The sequence below is a fragment of the Bacteroidales bacterium genome (assembly GCA_021648725.1).
In the GTDB taxonomy this organism is placed as follows: domain Bacteria; phylum Bacteroidota; class Bacteroidia; order Bacteroidales; family JAADGE01; genus JAADGE01.
Map to the genome: position 1 here is coordinate 1 of JAKISF010000018.1, position 20,820 is coordinate 20,820.

A 20,820-nucleotide genomic window follows, 5' to 3' on the forward strand; every position below is an offset into this window, starting at 1 on the left:
TTTGACGTATTGAACACAGCTAAGTTTAATCTATTCTCACACTATGTTTCGTTGTGAATTGCTTTCATTTTGTATCTTTGACGTATTGAACACAGCACAGGTGCATATATTATGCTGAGTTTGTGCTCTTTACGTTAAAGTTTTGAATTAAAAAAACTGTGTTAAAAACCGATTGAGATTTGATTTCTCAGTCGGTTTTTTATTTGCAGAACCATCGTATCATTGTCAAAAGTGATAGGATACTACCCAAAATCTAAAAAAGTGTAAGTTGTTGCGGCATTTCCGGCAGTTTTTCTTTCTTTTTGCCGTGAAAAAGTTCAATCATCCCGAATTGTTTATCGGTAATTTGCATTATTGCCACAAAACCGTCGGGAGGCAAAAAACTTTTTACGCGTTTTATGTGTACTTCGGCATTTTCTCTGCTTGCACAATGTCGCATATAAATTGAAAACTGAAACATTGAAAAGCCGTCTTTTAAAAGTCCTTTCCTGAACAGGCCGGCATTTCTGCGGTCTTTTTTTGTTTCGGTCGGTAAATCAAAGAAAACGAGCAGCCACATAATTCGGTATTGATTTAAACGCTTAAGTTCCGGCATTATATAAAAATTATTCTACAAATTCGGGATATAATATTTTTCTGGAATTTTCGGCAAAACATTGAAATAAACTTGCAGCCGTTCGATGTGATGCATTCATTAAAGGGCTTCTTTTATTGTCAATAATAACATCAAGAACAGGAATTTGCAACAATTCTTTTTTTATTTCGGGAGTAAGTTCAAAATCTTTTTCGTTCCAATCATCCGAATAATATTTCTCACATAAATCTCTTACAATTGCATCAACAAAAGGGCGATAGGGTTCCATAATATCATCTGCCAAAGCATAGGCATTGTATTTATTATGGTGATGAATACCGAAAAGCGGCAATAATCCGGAAGCCGTTAAGCTGCGAGCAATAACGGCTCTTAAAACGGCATAGCCGTAGTTCAATAAATTATTGGGTGCTTTTTCAAAACGTCCGCGTTTAAAATTATCAAAAATATCGGCAAATAATGTTTTCCAATAGAATGCGGCGGCACGTCCTTCGTAATTATCGGGGTCGCCGGATTTTACGGATTGTTCCCAATATTGCATATTTTCAAATGGTTTTTTATTGATACGATGACTCGAAGTCATCGTATCAATCCCTATATTCATTAACAAAGTTCTTTGATTTCTTATTTTTGCTTTAATGGTTTGCTGCCAAAGATTTTTCTTTAAAGGCAAACTTGCTTCTGTTTGATATTTATAACGCTCCTGTTGAACGGTGTTACCGTCAAGATTAAGCATCAGCCCTTGCGGCATGTGTTTTTCATCGCAGGTGATAAGAGCAACATTATTATGCAACAGTTTGCTTATAAGAGTTTGCGAGATTGTAAGTCTGTGAGCATCAAGAATAATAACACCTATGTCTTCAATCGGAATTTTTGCTGAAGGATTATTAATATCTTCAAATTTTACGACAAGTTGCTCTTCTTTTGTGCTTAAATATGTGTTGCTGCCGAAATACAGTGTTCTTTTTATCATATTACACTGATTTTGTTCAACTTACAAAACCAACAACTATGCCAAAAAAACATTTCAGTTATTTTCAGAAATAAATCCATATTCGACAGCAAGCAATTTATTAATCAATTTACCTTTTCTGTCTCCGTAATAATCAGCCGCTGAAGAAAATTCCCACTCAATATCTTGTTTCACAAGTTTTGCTTTTGTCGGGTTTTTGTGAATATAATCGAAACAAATTTTCGGATATTGTTTCTCGGGATGTTGTATGTTTATATTTGTTATTCCGTTTTTTGTAATAAAACTTGGTTCAATACCATTTGGGCAGTTTATGCATTCGGCTTTGGTTTTTCCTCTAAATAAACTACCGCTTATTTTTTCTTGTTTGTTTATAGCTTTTGTGTAAGATGATAAAATAATACCTAATGAGTGATTTATGCTTATTTTTTTATTGCTATTTGGTGTTCTATTTGGAGCGCAACTTTGAGTTGCACTCCAAATGTTAGCACTTACTTCCACCTCACGAACATAAACCATTAAATGAAAATGATTAGGCATTAAGCACCAAGCTAAAATATCGGCATAAGGCGTAATATGTGTTTTTATTTTTCGTAAAAAATAAAGATAGTTTTCTCTGTTAAAGAAAATTTTACGCCGATTATTTCCTTGGTTATAGATATGGTATATGTAGCCTTTTTCGAATTGCATTTTAGTTTTTTTTTACCAAAAGTTTTCATAGCATCGGCGTTGTTTGAAACAACACCGATGCTTACTTCATTTTAATTGTTTGTTGGAATTAATTATTTTTTATACCCTATAATTTCACCAAGTCGATTTACTTTTAGTTTCCAACATATGTCTTTAATCATATTGCCTTTAATATCTTTTTCCATTTTATTTAATGATGAAAATTCATACCTTTTTTTCTCTTTGTCATTAATCGTATTTGCAACTTCGTTTTTTATAAAGAAACATTGACTTCCTGAACTACTTACCATTTTATAAATTCTATTAATTTGTTCTTTTGTAACTTTTTCAATATTAAACAAACTTGGGTCTTCAATTTCTTCATCAGTAGGCACATAAACTAAGTCGTTTGGAGAAAGTGAAAATAAGAATGTTCCTTTTTCTGAATTTATCGGTATAGGCTTTTTATCATCATTTGGCAAATAAGCATTTTGTTTTTGGTGTTCAATTACTTCGTTTAACGGAATAGTTTCGTAACTTCTGATTTTCTCACCTTTTTTATTTTCAGTTTCATAAATTGCAAAAAACAGATTTGTTCCTTTTGCTGCTTCTACATATTTGTTTTTATTATGTTCTGAATACCCTACATTAAATTTATTTCCTTCTTCATAAAGTCTTACTTTATATATTGGATTATGTTGTTTGCCCTTATTCAGCTCTACAATGTTTTTATTGAGTTCTCCGATTCCTTCCGGACTAAATGCTAGATCAAATTGCACTTCCCCGTCTTCACTAAGGTAATTTTTAATGTGTTTTTTTAATATATTTTGAATACTTTTATCCGTTATTTTTTCAATATGTTTAAGTGTTTTTATATCAGATAATGAGACTCTGCTTGCAGTTGCTTCAATAAAATAATACACTTCAACTTTACTTATATCTTTATCATTAAATTTATTTTTTAACTTTTTAAAATACGTTTTAATTTTTGCATTATCATAATCTTGTTTTCTTAGTTTCTTTATTTTATTATTCAGTTTTTTTTCTACAATGATATAATTATTATCAATTGCTTGATTAAATGAAACTCTTTTTATCTCTCGAATTGAGACTTTTCCTGAAACTGTTTCTTTGTGCATGGGTTTTCGGATTGCCCAATTTTCTCCTTTTGTTTGTTTTACTTGTAGTTTTTTATACTTACCATTTTTTTGCTTAACCCATTGCCATGTTTTGTTGTTTGTTTTATTTATTACTCGTAAATTTTGCTTAAAACTTATAATAGTTTTTTCTAATTGTTCTTTTGCATCAGTTGTAAATGTTTTCCAAGGCATTAAAAAATGTTTTGTATAATGTCCTTCCTTATTTTTAGTAAGTATAGACGGTTGTAATTCATACTTTTGTTTTTCATTACTTAGTGAATTTAAGTATTGAATGTGTTTTCTGTTTGTACAGGCAATCGCCAATGCATCAAGTGCGTGGTGTCTATGGTCAATTCTTTTTTTATTGAAACCTTTTGCAATATTATCCGGCACTTGTGTTCTGAAAGTATTTATTTTTTTATCCCAATAACCAAAATCATCGGAATTGGTTAATTCATTAAGCCGTTTAAATCTGGGGGCAATAATTTCATTCCATTTATTATTTAAGCCCCAGTCTTGTTTCAGTTTTGATGTAATTGTACCGGTAACTGAAATTAAGTTTTTTGAGGTTGCTTCTTTTTCGCCTTCTTCTCTTACAATATTACTTAATAAACCTTTAACTAATTTACTTATATACCGAGTATCGTTAAGTTGCCTTTCAATAAAACCTTCCGGAATATCTTCTGAAAGTAACTTTTTTAGTTTTGTTCTGTTCTTTTTAAAATATTTATTACAATGATTTTCGTATTCTGCCAGTTTTAAAATTTCTACTGTGTTGCCGTTGCCTAAATTTACTTTTTCACTTCCGTGATTTTTAATAAATTCGTAAGCTGTTTGATTACTTTTAATCGCATTAACTTCACTTTCGCATATAATTTTATTACTTAAAGAGTTATCAAAATAGCGAGATTGCGGAATAATATGTTCAATTTGATAATCAGTTGTAAATAATCTGCTTAAAGAAATAGCTTTGCCTGTGTAGGGAGAATTGTAGCCTTGTTCAAGCCAAAGTTTATATTTGTTTATATCCGATTTTGAAAGTGATGATTTTTTCCTGATTTTTTCGATACCTTCATCTATATTTTCATCATATTGATAAATACCCTCTTCATATATTTTTAATATTTCTTGATGGTTTGGTGAATATGGACGTACCTCACCTTGTGTTTTTGGGTCGTTTACTAATTCTTTTAAAAGTTCTTTAATTCTATAGTTTGTATTTTCATTTTCAGTAACCCGCTGTGTCATTTGTTTTCTTTTATCAGCCGGGTTTTTCATTTCTCTGCCAAGTTCCACATGAATTTCATCAAAATCACCATATTTCTTCCAAATATCTCTAACAACTCTTAATGTTTCTGTAACTACTTGTTCAACAATTGGGTTTCTTAGACTATGCTGTTTAAATTCGCTCAAATATTTATCAATATCTTTTGGAACTTTCCAATGTTGAATTTCACTGACTTCTGAATGTCGATTATAAACCGCATAACATGCTTGATAAGTATTTAATGCTTGAAGCGGATTTTTATCTTTAAAATCAATGAAACTTTTTAATAGTTGTTTTGGTATATCATCATCTGTTATATTATTATCAATTTTTTGTTTATCAAATCCTATAACTTTTAACCTTTCAATTATTGAATTAACACGTTCCTTTATTTCTTTTGTAGTTTCATTTTCGTTCCAATATTTACCTCTTTTCATTAAAGGGAGAAGTTTTTTTATTGCTTTTTCAGAATATGCACCGTATTCATTTTTAAAAGGTGGAAATTTTTTAAAATTTTCAATAAATGTTTCTCTGTCAATATTGTTTTTTATTGCAAAATTTTCAATCGCTTTTTCATATTCATTTTTATCTTTTACTGAATAGATTATATGCCATAAATTAAGTTCTTTTTTATAGGTTAAAAAGTTTTCAACATCTATATCTTTAACTTTCTTTAATCTTGAAATAAATTGAGCTTTGGTTTCATTACACGGGTATTTTTTATCTTCTACATAATTCCACCTATAATTATCTTTCTCTTTTTTAGTAATTATTTTTTCAGATACAAAGTATTGAATAATCTGTTTTTGCTCAATTTCTTTTCTTGTATTAAGAAAATCAAATAATTTTACCCACTCATCTTCTGTTTTTAAAAATTGTTCCGTTACATCAACATCTATTTGTGTTTTTCCATTTTCAACTAATTCTTTTTGGTAAATCTTTAAGTTCTTTAAAAATTGCCATAATCTAAATTCCTGAAACAAAGGATGTGATTTTGATATTACTTTTAAAGGGTCATTGACCCATTCCTCTTTTTCTTTTCCTGTAACACTATCAATTGTCTTTTTTTTGAAAATTCTACTTTCATACTGACAACCTGAAATTGTTGATTTTTTGCTTTTTAACGGTCTTTGATAAAAAATAATATCATTTATAAATAAATATTTAAACCCTTTTTCTTTTATATTGCTTTTATGGGCTTCATTTCTTGGATAAAGTTCTTCGATACAATCATTATATAGTTTTTTGTTTTTCAGCTCATTATGAAGTTTGATTTGTGTGTCTATGATTTTTTCTAATTCTTTTTTATAAAATTTTCGTTCAATAGTTTTAATAAGTTTTCCTCTAATTTTTTGTGTCGGATTTTGTAATAAGGTATCATAAATATATTCACAAATATATTTGCCGGATTGCTCAATCTCTTGCTCTGTTTTCTTTTTTATTAACTTCCAATCATCTTCTTTAGGGGCTCTAAAGCTACGCTTTATACTTCCGTCTTTGTTTTTTTTTGTTGTTATAATAAATTCTTTTTCTTTTCCGACCCAATCGGCTAAAGAGGTTTTACTTTGTCTTTTATAAATCCAATCATTTTCTAAAATAACTTCATACCAAGTTCCTTTCTCATTTTTACCATCAGTTGCTTTTACACGAATAACTTTTAAAGAATAAAATTTTTCATCTTTGTTTTCATCATTTTCAGTTTCTTCACCTCTTAATTGATAATAACCTCTTTTTTGATTAAAATTAAGAATTATCCATGCAAGTTCTTCTTTTGCTATTTTTTGTGAAAGGGCTTTTTTTCTTAAATAATAGAGTGTCCAATCAAGAGGGATTTTCGTTTCCTGTCCATTTAGTTTGAACTCATTCAACATATCATTAAAAGCATCCATGAAAATAAATTCATATTTACCATCATCATTTTTTTTGTAGTTTAATTTAGTTTCTTTTTCTCCTTCATTTAACTCTTTGAACTGTCCTAACTTTTGCTCAAAATCAATTGAGTTTTTATAATGCTTTGGCAAAAAATTTAAAACATTTAAAACCCTATGTAAACGCTCTCTGCGTAAATTATCTCTTTGATACAATCGTCTTACTCCTCGATAACCTGTCCTTTCAGCAGTTTGAGAAATAGAAACACCCGAATCAAATTTTCCTAAAATATCTTGCGACATTGGAATTATTCGACTTCCGACACCTTCAATTTCTCCTATTTTCTTATCAAACTTTTGTTTTATAACTGCCCAACCAATACTATTGGTTCCTAAATCGAGTCCGAGTATTTTTTTCATAACAATAATCTTTTAAAAAATAAAGTATAAATTTAATAAATATTTTTGTTAATACATTTCTTTTCGCTATGTTTGTAAATACAAAATGAAGCAATTCACAATAAGGATTATTCCGTTGTGAAAACATTTAAAGCGGCAACTTCGGTTGTCGCTTTTTTGCATAAAAGATTATTGTTTTTTAAAATATAATATCTTTATTTTACAGTTTCTAAAAAATAAATTTTGAAAGACCTAACCTCAGGAAAAGAAGGGAAGTTAATATTATTGTTTGCATTGCCGATGTTACTCGGAAATGTGTTTCAACAATTATATATTTTTGTGGACAGCATTGTTGTCGGAAATTTCTTGGGAAAAGGAGCTTTAACAGCAGTCGGAGCTTCGTTTCCGGTATTTTTTGCTTTAATATCTCTCGGTATCGGTTTGGCTACGGGTGCAGGTGTTGTTATTTCACAATTTTTCGGTGCAAAGCAATATAATAATGTACAAAAAGCAATTGATACAATGTATATTATATTGTTTCTGTCATCTGTAATTATCGGTGTTTTCGGAATAATATTTATAGAAGATATTTTAAGTTTGGTAAAACTTCCCGACGGAACCTCCGCATCAGCAAAAATATATCTTACAATATTACTTTCGGGCTTAGTTTTAGATTTCGGATATAACGGAACAGCTGCAATTTTCAGAAGCCTCGGAGATTCAAAAACACCTTTGTATTTTTTGATTATTGCTACAATTACAAACATAATTCTCGATATTGTTTTTATAAAATATCTGAATATGGGAATTGAAGGAATCGCTTATGCAACCTTAATTTCAAAAGGAGGTGCTTTTCTTTCGGCGGTTATCTATATCAGAAAAAAATATGATTTAATAAATCTCAGAATACTCGGTTTAAAATTCGATAAAGTAATATTCCTTAAAGGATTAAAAATAGGTTTACCTTCCGGAATACAACAAATGGTTGTTGCAATAGGTATGATGGCAATTTACCGTATTGTTGGGAAATTCGGCACAACAGTAACCGATGCTTATTCCGTAGCTATGCGAATTGACTTTTTCGGTATGATACCCGCTATGAGTTTTTCTATGGCATTAACGGCATTTACGGGGCAAAACATAGGTGCCGGAAGAATTGACAGAGTAAAGCAAGGATTGAAAGCAACAATTTTAATGTCAGGAACTGTTGCTGTTTTGATAAGCCTTATAATTATGTCAACGGCACAATTTATAATGCGAGCATTCACACCCGACGAAGAAATAATAAGAATAGGAACGGAATATTTATTGATTGTAAGTTCATTCTATTTTATTTTTTCAATAATGTTTTCATTAATGGGAACATTCAGAGGTGCAGGAGATACATTATTCCCTATGTTTATTACAATACTTACCCTATGGGGAATAAGAGTTCCTCTTTCAGATTATTTATCCGGAATTTACAATGAACTAGGCATTTGGTATGCACTGCCTGTTACTTGGGCATTTGGCATGACCGCTTCTGCAATTTACTATTTCACAGGAAAATGGAAGAGAAAAGTTGTACTTAAAGTTGAAACAGTTATTGAATAATTATGAAAGAAGTTGCAATAGGAATTGATATAGGCGGTACAAATACAGTTTTCGGAATTGTTGATAAATCGGGGCGTATTATTGCCGAAGATAAAATGTTAACAAAAAATTACATCAATTTTGAAGATTACATTTTTGCCCTGTCAACATTAATTAAAAAGAACCTTTCAAAACTTAATGAGAATTACGGCTTACAAGGAATCGGAATAGGTGCACCGAACGGTAATTATTACAACGGAACAATAGAACATGCCGTAAACCTTAATTGGAAAGGAATATTGCCGCTTGCAAAAATGATTAAAAATAACTTTGACGTTCCCGTTTTTGTTACAAATGATGCAAATGCCGGAGCTTTGGGCGAAAAGTTATACGGAGGGGCAAAAAATATGAATCATTTTATTTTTATTACCCTCGGAACAGGCCTCGGAAGCGGAATTGTTACAAACGGTAAATTATTATACGGCTGTGACGGTTTTGCCGGAGAAATAGGACATACAAACGCAATACCCGACGGCAGATTATGCGGTTGCGGAAAAAAAGGCTGTTTAGAAACTTATGTGTCAGCAACAGGAATTGTTAAAACAGCTTATCAATTTCTAAAAGAAACAAAAGAAAAGAGTATTTTAAGAAATATTCCTGAATTTTCTTCGAAAGATATTTTTGATGCAGCTGTTAAAAAAGACAGGATTGCTTTACAAATTTTCGATTATACTTCTGAAATCTTGGGAAAATCTTTGGCAGATTCAGTTGCTTACTTAAGTCCGCAAGCTATTTTTCTTTTCGGAGGCTTGGCTAATGCCGGTAATTTATTATTAAAACCCGCAAAGCAATATATGGAAGAAAATTTATTAGAAGTTTATAAAAATAAAGTAAATATTTTACCGTCACAATTAGAAGGCAATTCTGCTGCTGTTTTGGGAGCAAGTGCACTGGTTTGGGATGAGTTATCCTAAGAACTTTTGAATTATGTCTGAAAACTCTTTATACACAAAACTGTTTGTTGCAACCATTTCCCTGCCGAACAAATAATTATCTCCTTTATTAAAATCTGCAACTCTCCCTCCTGCTTGTTGAACAATAAAAGCTCCTGCCGCAACATCCCATACGTTTAGGCTGTATTCGTAAAAAGCATCAAATCGTCCGCAAGCAACATAAGCTAAATCTGTTGCAGCCGAGCCTAATCTTCTTATTCCTCGTGTGTTTTTCATGAAGTATTCCAGGCTTTTTAATATTGCAGAGTTCTTTGAATAATCGTAATAAGGAAATCCTGTTGCAATTAAAGAATCTGCAAGAGTTTTGTTTGTAGAAACTTTTATTTCTTTGCCGTTAAGAAAAGCCGGAGAATCTTTATAGGCATAAAAACATTCGTCTTTACCTACTTCATAAACTACACCGATAACTATTTTACCTTTTTCTTCCAAAGCAATACTGACGGAAAAAGGCTCTAAACCATGAATAAAATTTGTTGTGCCGTCCAAAGGATCAACAATCCAATTGAAAGTATCTGATTCTATAGTTTCAGTTTCTTCTTCGGTAATAAAACCGGCTTCGGGTAAAATTTCTTTTAACTTATCAACAATTATCTGTTCTGCATTTTTATCAACATAAGTCACATAAGAATGTAAACTTTTTGTTTGAATATTATCCCGGTTGATTTTCCCTTTTTCGTTTCGAATGAAATCTCCGGTTTTTATTGAAATTTCTTTAACTTGATTACAAATATTCTTATAATTGAGCATATCTTTAAAAATTAGAAAATAATATAAAAAAAGCCTCAAAAAGAGGCTTTTAAATATATTCAGTAAAAAAAATTATACTAATCCTTGTGCTAACATTGCATCTGCAACTTTAACAAAGCCGCCTATATTTGCACCTTTAACGTAATCAACATAATCACCGTCTTTACCGTGTTTAACGCAAGTTGTGTGAATATCTTTCATAATTTGATGAAGTTTTGCATCAACTTCTTCTCTTGTCCAGTTGTAACGCATAGAATTTTGAGACATTTCAAGACCTGAAACAGCAACACCGCCAGCATTTGCAGCTTTACCCGGTGCATAAAGTATTTTATTTTTTTGGTAAACTTCAATTGCTTCCGGCTCTGAAGGCATGTTAGCACCTTCCGCAACAACAAAACATCCGTTTTTAATCAGTGTTTCCGCTTCTTCTTTATTAACTTCATTTTGGGTAGCACAAGGAAGAGCAACATCACATTTAATACTCCAAGGCCGTTTGCCTTCATGATATTCACATCCGTATTTATCTGCATATTCTTTAATTCTTCCTCTTTTAACATTTTTGAGGTCAAGAACAAAGTCTAATTTTGCAGTATCAATTCCCTCAGGATCATGAATAAATCCTTTTGAATCTGACAATGTAACAACTTTTGCACCTAATTCAATACATTTCTCAGTTGCATACTGAGCAACATTACCTGAACCTGAAATAGTGACAGTTTTTCCTTTTAAGCTGTCGTCTTTTACTTTAAGCATTTCTTCAGCAAAATAAACAGTTCCGTATCCTGTTGCTTCCGGACGAATTAATGAACCGCCCCACTCTATTCCTTTACCTGTAAGAACACCGGTAAATTCGTTTCTTAATCTTTTATATTGTCCGTACATAAAACCTATTTCACGTCCTCCTACTCCTATATCTCCTGCGGGAACATCAGTATTAGGCCCTATGTGTCGTTGAAGTTCTGTCATAAAACTTTGACAAAAACGCATAACTTCAGAATCTGTTTTACCTTTAGGGTCAAAATCAGAACCGCCTTTACCGCCGCCCATAGGTAAAGTTGTTAAACTATTTTTAAATACTTGTTCAAAAGCTAAAAATTTTAAAAGACCTAAATAAACAGTAGGGTGAAAGCGTAAGCCTCCTTTATACGGTCCTATTGCACTGTTCATCTCAACTCTGTAACCTTTATTAATATGAATCTCGCCGCTGTCGTCTGTCCATGGAACTCTGAACATAATAACTCTTTCCGGCTCCGTCATTCTTTCAAGGATTTTTGCTTCTTTATATTTCGGGTTCTCTTCAATAAAAGGAAGTACCGACTCTACGACTTCTTCTACAGCTTGATGGAATTCAGTTTCGCATCTGTTTTTAGCGATAACGCCGTCCATAAATTGTTTTACATTTTGATTCATTTTTTATATTTTTTAAAGTTTAAAATTTTAGTCAGACAAATATATTATATTTATATAAATAACAATATTTTATTAAACATACATTATAAAATTCAGGCATCTGCAAAAATCAATATTTACGATAAAAAATATCGACATAATTTATATTTAATGCATTACTAATCTTGATTTACAAAGTGTAAGAATAAAATAATTCCTAATAAAAAAAGGTTTACACAAAAAGCATAAACCTCTGACAATCAGCAGTCGGGATGGCAAGATTCGAACTTGCGGCCTCTGCGTCCCGAACGCAGCGCGCTAACCGGACTGCGCCACACCCCGATTTCGGGAATGCAAATTTATATTTTTTTATTTATTAACAGAAAAAAATATTTATTTATTTCTTTATGTTTTTTTGACTTTTATATTTAATGTGGTTTCTTCTTATGAATAATTTCCCGGGAGTAATATGAAAATTTAAATTATTCAATCAATTTAAAAATAATATTTAAAAAAATCAATTTGTTTTAAAAAATCAATAACTTCGCAACTGAGTAAATTACAACAACAATTAACTTATTTGTAAAATAAATTATTTTTTTTGTGGAAATTGATGTAACTTGTCATCATTATATAAAATTCAGAAACTATATCTATTAATTTAAATTTGAAATCATGAAATTACAGAGATTACTTATGTTGTCAGTTGCCATATTTGCTTTTTCATTTATGGGATACGGACAAGTTGAACCCGCAGAAGCTCCTATGTTCGGAAATGTAAGAGGCGGAAATGCTGCTTTCAGTCATAACTTTGGTGACATAAGCGGAACTACTGAGTCTTACAATTTTAAAATTGCTAACAAAGGTGCTACGACTATGCACATTACCGACATCAAAATTCCTGAAAAAGTAGGCGTAACAGTTATTGATATGCACATTAAAAAAGGAAAAGAAGGTGTAATTATCGTAAACATTGACCCTACTATTAAAGAAAAAGGAAAATTTGCAGAAAGAATAGTAATTACGACTCAACAAAAAGAGCCGAATATTGTTACGACTAAAGAAATTACATTTGTAGTAGCAGGCGAAGTAAAATAATTATTGTTTAATAATTTTTTAACAGTAAATATTGAACGAAATGTTCAGTATTTACTGTTTTTTTAACTAAATTTTATAATATGAAGCCGCCTGTTTGTGCTATATGCGATAAAGATTTTTTCGGAACCGGAGGTTTAATCTATTTTAAAGAAACAGAAGAGGATAAAACTTTTAACGAAAGATTTAAACAAAAAGGGTTTGTAGGACATCCAAAAAATGCTTTTTGGTTTTGTGAGAAACATTATAAAACAGCAAAAAAATATTCTCACTTAACAAAAACAGAAGCATTTGAAAAAATAAGCTGAATAATGTCAGTCTTATTTTTTAAATTTATAAATCCAACTCAATCAAAGTAATTCCCGAGCCGCCGGCTTCAAGCCTTTCGTCTTTGTAGTCTTTTACAATATCCTGTGAACGTAAATAATCTCTTATAACTTCTCTTAAAATTCCGTTGCCTGTACCGTGCAGAATTTTCAAATGTCGTGTTTGATTTACAATTGCATCGTCTAAATATCGAGAAACTGTGTGCAAGGCATCTTCTGCACGTTTGCCTCTTATGTCAAGTCGATCAAAAAAATCTTCGGCATTCTGTTCATTTGTTCTTATAACTTTTACGCTTGTTTTTATTGATTTTTGCTTTTTTTGTGTTGTTAATTCCAGCTTATTTTTATCAACAGTTAATTGTATATTATTACTTATTACTATTGCTTTATTTTTTTTGACGGATAAAACTTCTGCAATTGTATTAGTCCCTGTAATCTTCACAAAATCACCTTGTTGTATTTCTTCCTTTTTTTGCATCTTCTCTCCGACAATATTTTGCATTTTGTTTCTTTTTGTCTTTTTCTGTTTTATTTTTTCGATTTTTTCATGTATTTTTTCATCACTAATTCGCTGTTTTTCCTTTTCTGTTTTTATATATTCGTTCAATTCTTTTCTTAATGCCTTTGTTTGTTCTTTTTCAGCATTTTTTCGTTTTATTTCAAGTATTGTTTTTTCTATCTTTTTATTTGCTGAATTTAAAATTTCTTCCGCTTCTGCTTTTGCATTTTTAAGAACTTCTTTCTTTTTATAAAGCAACTTTTCTAATTCTTCTTCATATTTTTCAAGAGTTTCGGTAAGTTTACTTTCGGTTATTCTGATTTTTCGTTTGCTTTGTTTAAGTTTTCGCTTTTCGCTTTGGGTTTGTTTTAAGGCTTTTTCAAAATCAATTTGGTTTTTATCTACTTTTGATTGTGCATTTTTAAGAATATTTTGGTTTAAACCTGTTTTTTCGGCAATTTCAAAAGCAAATGAACTTCCAGGTTTCCCGATTTCCATTTTATACAGCGGACGCATATTATCATTGTCGTATAACATTGCGGCATTTATAATTCCTTCGTTATTATCGGCAAAATGCTTAATATTTGTATAATGCGTAGTAATGATACCTTTTGCATTGCTTTTATGAATACTTTCCAAAACGGCTTCTGCAATAGCCCCCCCGAGCATAGGTTCGGTTCCCGTTCCGAATTCATCAATTAAAATTAAAGTTTCCTTATCGGAATTTTCTGTAAAAACCTTCATGTTTTTTAAATGCGAACTGTATGTACTCAGGTCATTTTCAATTGATTGCTCATCGCCTATGTCAATGAATATATTGTTAAAAATTCCGGTTACGGAAATACTTTTTACGGGAATCAGCAAACCGCATTGCAACATATATTGTAAAATTGCAACAGTTTTTAAACTTACTGATTTACCGCCTGCATTAGGTCCTGAAATAATTAAAATTCTTTGTTCTTCATTTAAATTGAAATCTGAAGGAATGACTTTTTTATTAGTGTTTTTGTATGCAATAAACAAAAGAGGATGCACGGCATTTAAAAATTCAATTTTATTTTGATTGCTTAATTTCGGTTTTTCGGCATTTATACTAATTGCAAAAATTGCCTTTGCTCTTATGAAATCAATAGTTGCCATAAAATCGTATGATTGCTTTAAATCATCGAAATAAGGTCTCAGTTCATCGGTTATTTCCGTTAATATTTTCCTGATTTCTCGTTTTTCCGCAAATTCAAGTTCTCTGATTTCGTTATTAAGCGTAACAACCTCAATAGGCTCAATATATGATGTTTTACCCGTTGCGGATTCGTCATAAATAATTCCTTTTATTTTTCGTTTGTTTTTTGCTTCGACAGGGATTAATAATTTATTTTCCCGCACGGTAACTTCGGAATCCTTTTCAACATTTCCGGCAGCAATTTCTTTTCTGAAAATTCTTTGAATTGTTTGTGAAACGCTTGATTGTTTTTTTGACAAATCATTTCTGATTTTTGCAAGTTCAGGTGATGCATTGTTCTTTATCTCTCCGTATTTGTCTAATATTGAGCTTATTCTGCTTATAACAAACGGGAACAATGAGACCTCTTTGCTTAACCTTTTTAAAGTAGTGTAATTATTTTCTTCATCGTTTTTAAAGAAATTAACGATTGATTTTATGGTTGTTAATGAGCGTATAATATCAAATAATTCATTTGCAGAAAAAAAAGTTCCTATGTTTTGCGTTTTCTCAAAATATGATTTTGTATCAATAAAATAGCTTACCGGGAAGTTATCTTTAAATTGAACAATGTGTTTAAATTCAAAAGTTAGGTTTAAAAGATATTGTATTGTATTAACATCAGTTAAAAAACTCATCTCTTCAACTTTTGCTTTTCCGGCATGGCTGAGGCATTGACTTTTAATAAGTTCACGTATTTTAGTAAACTCGGTTTTTATTTCAAAATCTTTCGGGTATATCTTGCTCATAGGAAATATTCAACTTAGAATTGATGCAAAATTATTAAAGTTTTAAAAGCAAGATGCAATTTCTTTATTTTTATTCCTTTAATATTTTCCTTCGAGCCTAACCTTTGGTTTAAGTTCTGAAAATAAAACTCCTAAATTATTACAAAGCAATAAAATACATTCATTCAAAATCAGCACAAGAATTACTTACAAGTGTTGCTTCTGTATTATTTTGTTGCGGTAATAATAAAATTCTGAATTTATCAACAGGTATTTTAGTAAGATAAACAAATATATCATTGCCCCAAATATTCTCATAAGGATTTGTTTTACAAGAAAGCGGGTTGATTGCATATAAAGAAAGACCGCCGCCGTCGTCTGCACAATACATTCCGTAAACTTGTAATGCTTTTGCAATAGTCATTTCATAGTCACTCAAACCTAATGCACTTAGGTTAAGAGCCGGATCTAATTGAACTAATGCTCCCTCGGGAATAGCCCAATCATCGGTGGATGTTCCGTCACTTTCTGTAGCCGGACTGACAGGACCGCCTGCTTTTGTATGATCATAACTAAAAATAAGAGCATGGTTTATTTCTCCTGCTTCTAATTCTTGCGGCCAAATAATTCCTTGAAGTAGCTCAAAACCGGAACCTCTTGCTGATAATCCTTTCGGGAAAATACCGTCCCCGGACAACAATAAAGCATTGCCCCACCCGGCTTGCCAACCTCCGCTTTTAAGTTGCATTTCCCAAAAATCATATATACAGCCCCCTGTTTCATCTATAATTACCATGTGTCCGTCACCGGAAGGGTCAGGTTCTGCATATTCAGGAATCGGGACATTTTTTAAAGTTTTCATGGGAGCCCACGAAGCAGACATGGAAACATCTTGTTTTTCTGTTAATGCATCGGTAAAATAAACAGGAACAGTCCATTCTTTTACTGCAATTAAAAAACCTTGACTTTCTTGTTGTTCGATAAGGCTTCCGACCATAACTGATGAATTCGGGTCAATTTGCGGATTATCGCCAATGGGATTGTAAAATACGGAATTAGAACTGAAAGCCTGATAATATTGTAAATTATCCGGTTTATTGCTGATGTCTTGATTGTCTTTTTTACAAGATAAAAACACTGTTAATAACAATATTGAAAAAAATAATTTAGTTTTCATAAGAAAAGATTTGAGTTATAAAATGTTATGAATTGAAACTATTACTTTTCAAATATATATCTTTTTTATTAAATAAATGGTTTTCTTTGTAACAACAAAAAAAACTTAATAAAATGACAGATTTCAGATCAGATACCGTTACAAAACCGACAAAAGAAATGAGAGCGGCAATGTTAAATGCCGAAGTCGGGGATGATGTTTTGCAAGAAGACCCCACGGTTAATAAATTAGAACATCTGGCTGCAAAAAAGCTCGAAAAAGAAGCAGCATTATTTGTTCCTTCCGGAACTTTCGGAAATCAGCTTGCAATATTAACACACACAAAAAGAGGAGATGAAATAATAGTAAAGGACGATACGCATGTTGTTCAACATGAGGTTGGTGCATCTGCCGTTATTGCAGGGGTTCAACTGAGAACAGTAAATGTTGAAAAAAGCTATATGGTTTGGGATGATATTTCAAAATATATAAGAAGCGGTTATGATATTCATCAACCCGAAACGGGAATGCTTGAATTACAAAACTCATTGGGAAACGGTGATGTTATGCCTTTGGAAGATATGAAACTAATATATAATAATCTAAAAGATTTGGATATTCCTGTTCATCTTGACGGAGCAAGAATTTTTAATGCTGCCGAATATTTAAAAGTTGAAGCAGCCGAAATTGCACAATATTGTGATTCTGTTATGTTTTGTTTATCAAAAGGTTTAGGTGCTCCGGTAGGCTCTATGTTGGTCGGAACAAAAGATTTTATTTTTAAAGCAAGAAAAAACAGAAAATTAATGGGAGGCGGAATGCGACAAGTCGGTATTTTAGCCGCTCCCGGAATTATTGCTTTGGAAGAAATGACTAAACGATTACATATTGATTATTCTAATGCAAAACGTATTGCAAAAGAATTTGCTGAATATGACATATTTGATATTAACCCTGATGAAATTAAAACTAACATCTTCTTTTTAAAATTCAGCACAAAAGATAAATCTGTTCTGCAAAAATTTTATAATTTATTGATTGAAAATGGCATTTTAGTTTATCCGCCGAGAAACGGAGGAATCCGTTTTGTTTTGCACTACGATGTTAAAGAATGTGATATTGATAAGTTTATTAAGTTGTTACCTTCACTTGTGAAACAAATGGGGAAATTATCAACATCCTAAGGTTTCTCATATTTGCTCGGTTATTTGCCAAAGTTTATTAAATTCTTTGTTGTAAGTTTTTGCAACATCTTTGCTGTCGGTAACTAAAATATTTTCATAATTCCTTGTTTCTGCACTGCGTGTCCAGTTATAACTTCCGGTAATTGTTATTTCATCGTCAATTACTGCAAATTTATGATGCATATGTGCAGAAGTTGTATCTAACTTTACATCAATCCCTAATCTTGATGCAATATAGTCAATATCATTGCCTTTATCATAACGTTTATCGTTGTCAGAAATAATTTTAATATTTACACCGTTAAGTTGCATATCTTTAATTGCATCAACAATTCGATTATCGCTTATCGTAAAAACACAAATATTTGCAGAACGTTTTGCATTTTTCAGAACATCTGTTATTGCATTAAGGCAGTCATGTCCGGGGCTGAAATATATTTTTGTCATAATAAAGTTTAAAGTGAAAAGTTTTAATTTTTGCAATTATTTTGCTCTGAATTCCTCAGTTTGTTTAAAAATTTCTTCTAAAATTGTTTTTTCTGTATCGTCAAGTTCAATTCCTCTTCGCTCCATTACAAGTTTTGCTGTTTCAAATACTTTATTCAATTTATAAGTCGTAAAACCGGATGCACCGCCCCAAGAAAATGACGGAATAAAATTACGAAGAAATCCGCTTCCGAAAATATTTGCACTGACACCTACAACTGTTCCTGTATTAAACATTGTATTTATTCCGCATTTGGAATGGTCGCCCATTATTAAACCGCAAAATTGTAAACCGGACCTTACAAAACCTTTCTTTTTATAATTCCAAAGTTTAACTTCGGCATAATTATTTTTCAAATTTGAATTGTTAGTATCGGCACCGAGATTGCACCATTCTCCTATAACAGAATTTCCGAGAAAACCGTCATGCCCTTTATTTGAATAACCCTGAATAACAGAGTTATTTACTTCTCCGCCAACTTTTGAATAAGGTCCTATTGTTGTTGCTCCGTAAATCTTTGCTCCAATTTTCAAACTTGAATTTTTGCATAAAGCAAAAGAGCCTCTTACAACTGAGCCGTCCATTATCTCAGCGTCTTTTCCTATATAAATATATCCTCCGTTCGGGTTTAATGTTGCAAATTCAACTTTTGCACCTTCTTCTAAAAAGATATTTTCTTTTTCAAGAGCATTTACATTATTGCTTAACTTCTGAGAAGTTCTTCCTTCGGTAAGTATCTGAAAATCATTTCTTATTTCTTCCTCATTGTTTTTAAAAATATCCCAGGGATAACTAATTTGTGTAAAATCGGAAGTTGCTTCAATGTGCTTAAAACCTTCAATATTGTTAAAATCAAATTTTTCTGTTCCGGAATCTTTTGAGATTATTGCGACAATAACTGATTTTTTTATTAATAATTGACCCGGTTCTAATTTTTTTATTTCATTAATAATATTTTTATTCGGAATAATTGAAGCATTTATTAATAAATTTTCACCTTCTGTTTTAACCGGGAATTTTATTTTTAGGTATTCTTCCGTTAAATTTGAAACCGATTTTCTCAAATAATATTCCCATTTTTCTTTAATTTTTAATATTCCTACTCTTAATTCCGATACAGGTTTTGTAAAAGTTAAAGGAAGAAGATTTTGTCTGTTAAGTTTATCAAATAAAATAGTATTCATCAGATTTGTTTTTTGATTTTGCTAATTTAATCTAAAAACAGGAAACATTCAAAAATAAAAAAGCCCTGCATTGCAGAGCTTTAAATTTATTATTAAAAATAAATTATTTCGTTTTCTTTTTGTATCGTTGATTAAATTTATCAACACGACCTGCTGAATCAACAAATTTCATTTTACCTGTATAAAAAGGATGAGAACTGCTTGAAATCTCCATTTTAAAAAGTGGATATTCTTTTCCGTCAAGCTCAATTGTTTCTTTTGTATTAACAGTTGATTTTGTAATTGTTATCTCATCATTTGACATGTCTTTAAAAACAACGTCTCTGTAATTGTTAGGATGTATATCTTTTTTCATTTTAATAAAATATTTTCTGAATTCGGCTCGCAAAGATATATATCTTTATTAAATAAGTCAAAAATATTTTAGTTTTTTTATTGAAATATTTACTTTTACAAAATTATTAAAAACAAAACAAATGATTAAGGACTATGAAAGTGCAATAAATAATATTCAAAGTGAATTAAAAGAATATTTAGTAAAAAGCAAATTGAAATCTTTAATTTTAGGAGTTTCGGGAGGAATTGACAGTGCTCTGACTGCTGCTTTGGCTCGCCCTGTTTGCGATGGGCTGAATATAAAGTTGTTTTGCAGAAGTATTACAATTTCAACCAATAAACCTGATGAAATCAAAAGGGCTGAACTTATCGGAAAAGCATTCGGACATGATTTTAAAGAAGTAAACTTATCTGATACATTTGATAATATTATTACGGGAATTGTTGAAGATTTTGAAACAACAGATAAAACAGAACACAGCTACAAAATAAGACAAGGAAATGTAAAAGCAAGAATGAGAATGATGTATTTATATGAACTCGCTGCAAAGCACAGAGGAATGGTTCTTTCAACAGATAATTATACTGAATTATTACTCGGATTTTGGACTTTACACGGCGATGTAGGTGATTACGGAATGATTCAAAACATCTGGAAAACAGAAGTTTATGCAATGTCTGCATATTTAGTGAAAGTTCTTAAAAATAAAGAACAGGCAAATTCGCTTGATGCTTGTATTGATGCAGTTCCGACAGACGGCTTGGGAATCACAAACAGTGATTTAGACCAAATAGGGGCATCATCTTATCAAGAAGTTGATGAAATATTAATTGAATATTTAAAAAATACTGATAACGAAAATATATTAAATCATAAAGTTGTTCAACGAAAAATTGCTTCTGAATTTAAAAGGAATAACCCTTTTAATATTCCTCGAAAAAAAATTACTGATAAGCCTTATTTTTTAAATAATTAAATCC

General features: G+C 31.0%; 17 protein-coding genes and 1 tRNA gene. 6 read left to right on the top strand and 12 right to left on the bottom strand.

What is annotated here, in order from left to right; translation table 11 throughout:
- Positions 1–253: 253 nt before the first annotated feature.
- From cas2 to L3J35_08090, 4 genes are all read right to left on the bottom strand, one after another.
- Positions 254–595, bottom strand: coding sequence for a CRISPR-associated endonuclease Cas2 (gene cas2, locus L3J35_08075; protein MCF6366144.1), 342 nt, complete (start codon positions 593–595; stop codon positions 254–256).
- Between the two features lie 10 nt (positions 596–605).
- Positions 606–1,565, bottom strand: a complete 960-nt coding sequence (gene cas1 / locus L3J35_08080) for a type II CRISPR-associated endonuclease Cas1 (protein ID MCF6366145.1) — start codon at positions 1,563–1,565, stop codon at positions 606–608.
- A 54-nt stretch (positions 1,566–1,619) separates the two neighbouring features.
- Positions 1,620–2,252: a hypothetical protein gene (locus L3J35_08085; protein MCF6366146.1), complete on the bottom strand. Its 633-nt coding sequence runs from the start codon at positions 2,250–2,252 to the stop codon at positions 1,620–1,622.
- A 92-nt stretch (positions 2,253–2,344) separates the two neighbouring features.
- Positions 2,345–6,925 carry a type II CRISPR RNA-guided endonuclease Cas9 gene (locus tag L3J35_08090; GenBank protein MCF6366147.1) on the bottom strand — a complete coding sequence of 1,527 codons (4,581 nt, stop codon included), beginning with the start codon at positions 6,923–6,925 and terminating at the stop codon, positions 2,345–2,347.
- A gap of 222 nt (positions 6,926–7,147) precedes the next feature.
- On the opposite strand from L3J35_08090, the gene L3J35_08095 reads away from it, so the two are divergent.
- Complete coding sequence (locus tag L3J35_08095; protein MCF6366148.1) at positions 7,148–8,497, top strand: MATE family efflux transporter; 1,350 nt, start codon at positions 7,148–7,150, stop codon at positions 8,495–8,497.
- A 2-nt stretch (positions 8,498–8,499) separates the two neighbouring features.
- The gene (locus tag L3J35_08100; GenBank protein ID MCF6366149.1) at positions 8,500–9,450 is read left to right on the top strand and encodes an ROK family protein; all 951 of its coding nucleotides are present in this window, start codon (positions 8,500–8,502) and stop codon (positions 9,448–9,450) included.
- Here L3J35_08100 and L3J35_08105 read toward each other — a convergent pair.
- From L3J35_08105 to L3J35_08115, 3 genes are all read right to left on the bottom strand, one after another.
- Positions 9,442–10,236 (bottom strand): inositol monophosphatase, encoded by a 795-nt coding sequence (locus tag L3J35_08105; GenBank protein MCF6366150.1) that lies wholly within the window; start codon positions 10,234–10,236, stop codon positions 9,442–9,444. The genes L3J35_08100 and L3J35_08105 overlap by 9 nt on opposite strands.
- Positions 10,237–10,308: 72 nt before the next feature.
- The gene (gene gdhA / locus L3J35_08110; protein MCF6366151.1) at positions 10,309–11,646 is read right to left on the bottom strand and encodes an NADP-specific glutamate dehydrogenase; all 1,338 of its coding nucleotides are present in this window, start codon (positions 11,644–11,646) and stop codon (positions 10,309–10,311) included.
- Positions 11,647–11,892: 246 nt separating this feature from the next.
- Positions 11,893–11,967, bottom strand: a tRNA-Pro gene (locus tag L3J35_08115).
- Between the two features lie 333 nt (positions 11,968–12,300).
- Between L3J35_08115 and L3J35_08120 the strand changes: the two genes are divergently transcribed.
- Both L3J35_08120 and L3J35_08125 read left to right on the top strand, forming a co-directional pair.
- Positions 12,301–12,723, top strand: coding sequence for a DUF1573 domain-containing protein (locus tag L3J35_08120; GenBank protein MCF6366152.1), 423 nt, complete (start codon positions 12,301–12,303; stop codon positions 12,721–12,723).
- A gap of 80 nt (positions 12,724–12,803) precedes the next feature.
- The gene (locus tag L3J35_08125) at positions 12,804–13,028 is read left to right on the top strand and encodes a hypothetical protein (GenBank protein ID MCF6366153.1); all 225 of its coding nucleotides are present in this window, start codon (positions 12,804–12,806) and stop codon (positions 13,026–13,028) included.
- A 25-nt stretch (positions 13,029–13,053) separates the two neighbouring features.
- Here L3J35_08125 and L3J35_08130 read toward each other — a convergent pair whose 3' ends face one another.
- Both L3J35_08130 and L3J35_08135 read right to left on the bottom strand, forming a co-directional pair.
- Complete coding sequence (locus L3J35_08130) at positions 13,054–15,513, bottom strand: Smr/MutS family protein (protein MCF6366154.1); 2,460 nt, start codon at positions 15,511–15,513, stop codon at positions 13,054–13,056.
- A gap of 160 nt (positions 15,514–15,673) precedes the next feature.
- On the bottom strand, positions 15,674–16,669 hold the full coding sequence (locus L3J35_08135; GenBank protein MCF6366155.1) for a hypothetical protein: 996 nt from the start codon (positions 16,667–16,669) through the stop codon (positions 15,674–15,676).
- A 113-nt stretch (positions 16,670–16,782) separates the two neighbouring features.
- On the opposite strand from L3J35_08135, the gene L3J35_08140 reads away from it, so the two are divergent.
- The gene (locus tag L3J35_08140) at positions 16,783–17,832 is read left to right on the top strand and encodes a low specificity L-threonine aldolase (GenBank protein MCF6366156.1); all 1,050 of its coding nucleotides are present in this window, start codon (positions 16,783–16,785) and stop codon (positions 17,830–17,832) included.
- A 6-nt stretch (positions 17,833–17,838) separates the two neighbouring features.
- Here the strand turns inward: L3J35_08140 and L3J35_08145 are convergent, their stop codons facing one another.
- From L3J35_08145 to L3J35_08155, 3 genes are all read right to left on the bottom strand, one after another.
- Positions 17,839–18,279 (bottom strand): phospholipase D-like domain-containing protein, encoded by a 441-nt coding sequence (locus tag L3J35_08145; protein ID MCF6366157.1) that lies wholly within the window; start codon positions 18,277–18,279, stop codon positions 17,839–17,841.
- 36 nt (positions 18,280–18,315) lie between these two features.
- Positions 18,316–19,503, bottom strand: a complete 1,188-nt coding sequence (locus L3J35_08150; GenBank protein MCF6366158.1) for a GlmU family protein — start codon at positions 19,501–19,503, stop codon at positions 18,316–18,318.
- A 103-nt stretch (positions 19,504–19,606) separates the two neighbouring features.
- Positions 19,607–19,858 carry a type B 50S ribosomal protein L31 gene (locus L3J35_08155; protein ID MCF6366159.1) on the bottom strand — a complete coding sequence of 84 codons (252 nt, stop codon included), beginning with the start codon at positions 19,856–19,858 and terminating at the stop codon, positions 19,607–19,609.
- Positions 19,859–19,979: 121 nt separating this feature from the next.
- Between L3J35_08155 and nadE the strand changes: the two genes are divergently transcribed.
- The gene (nadE, locus tag L3J35_08160; GenBank protein ID MCF6366160.1) at positions 19,980–20,816 is read left to right on the top strand and encodes an NAD(+) synthase; all 837 of its coding nucleotides are present in this window, start codon (positions 19,980–19,982) and stop codon (positions 20,814–20,816) included.
- Positions 20,817–20,820: the final 4 nt, after the last annotated feature.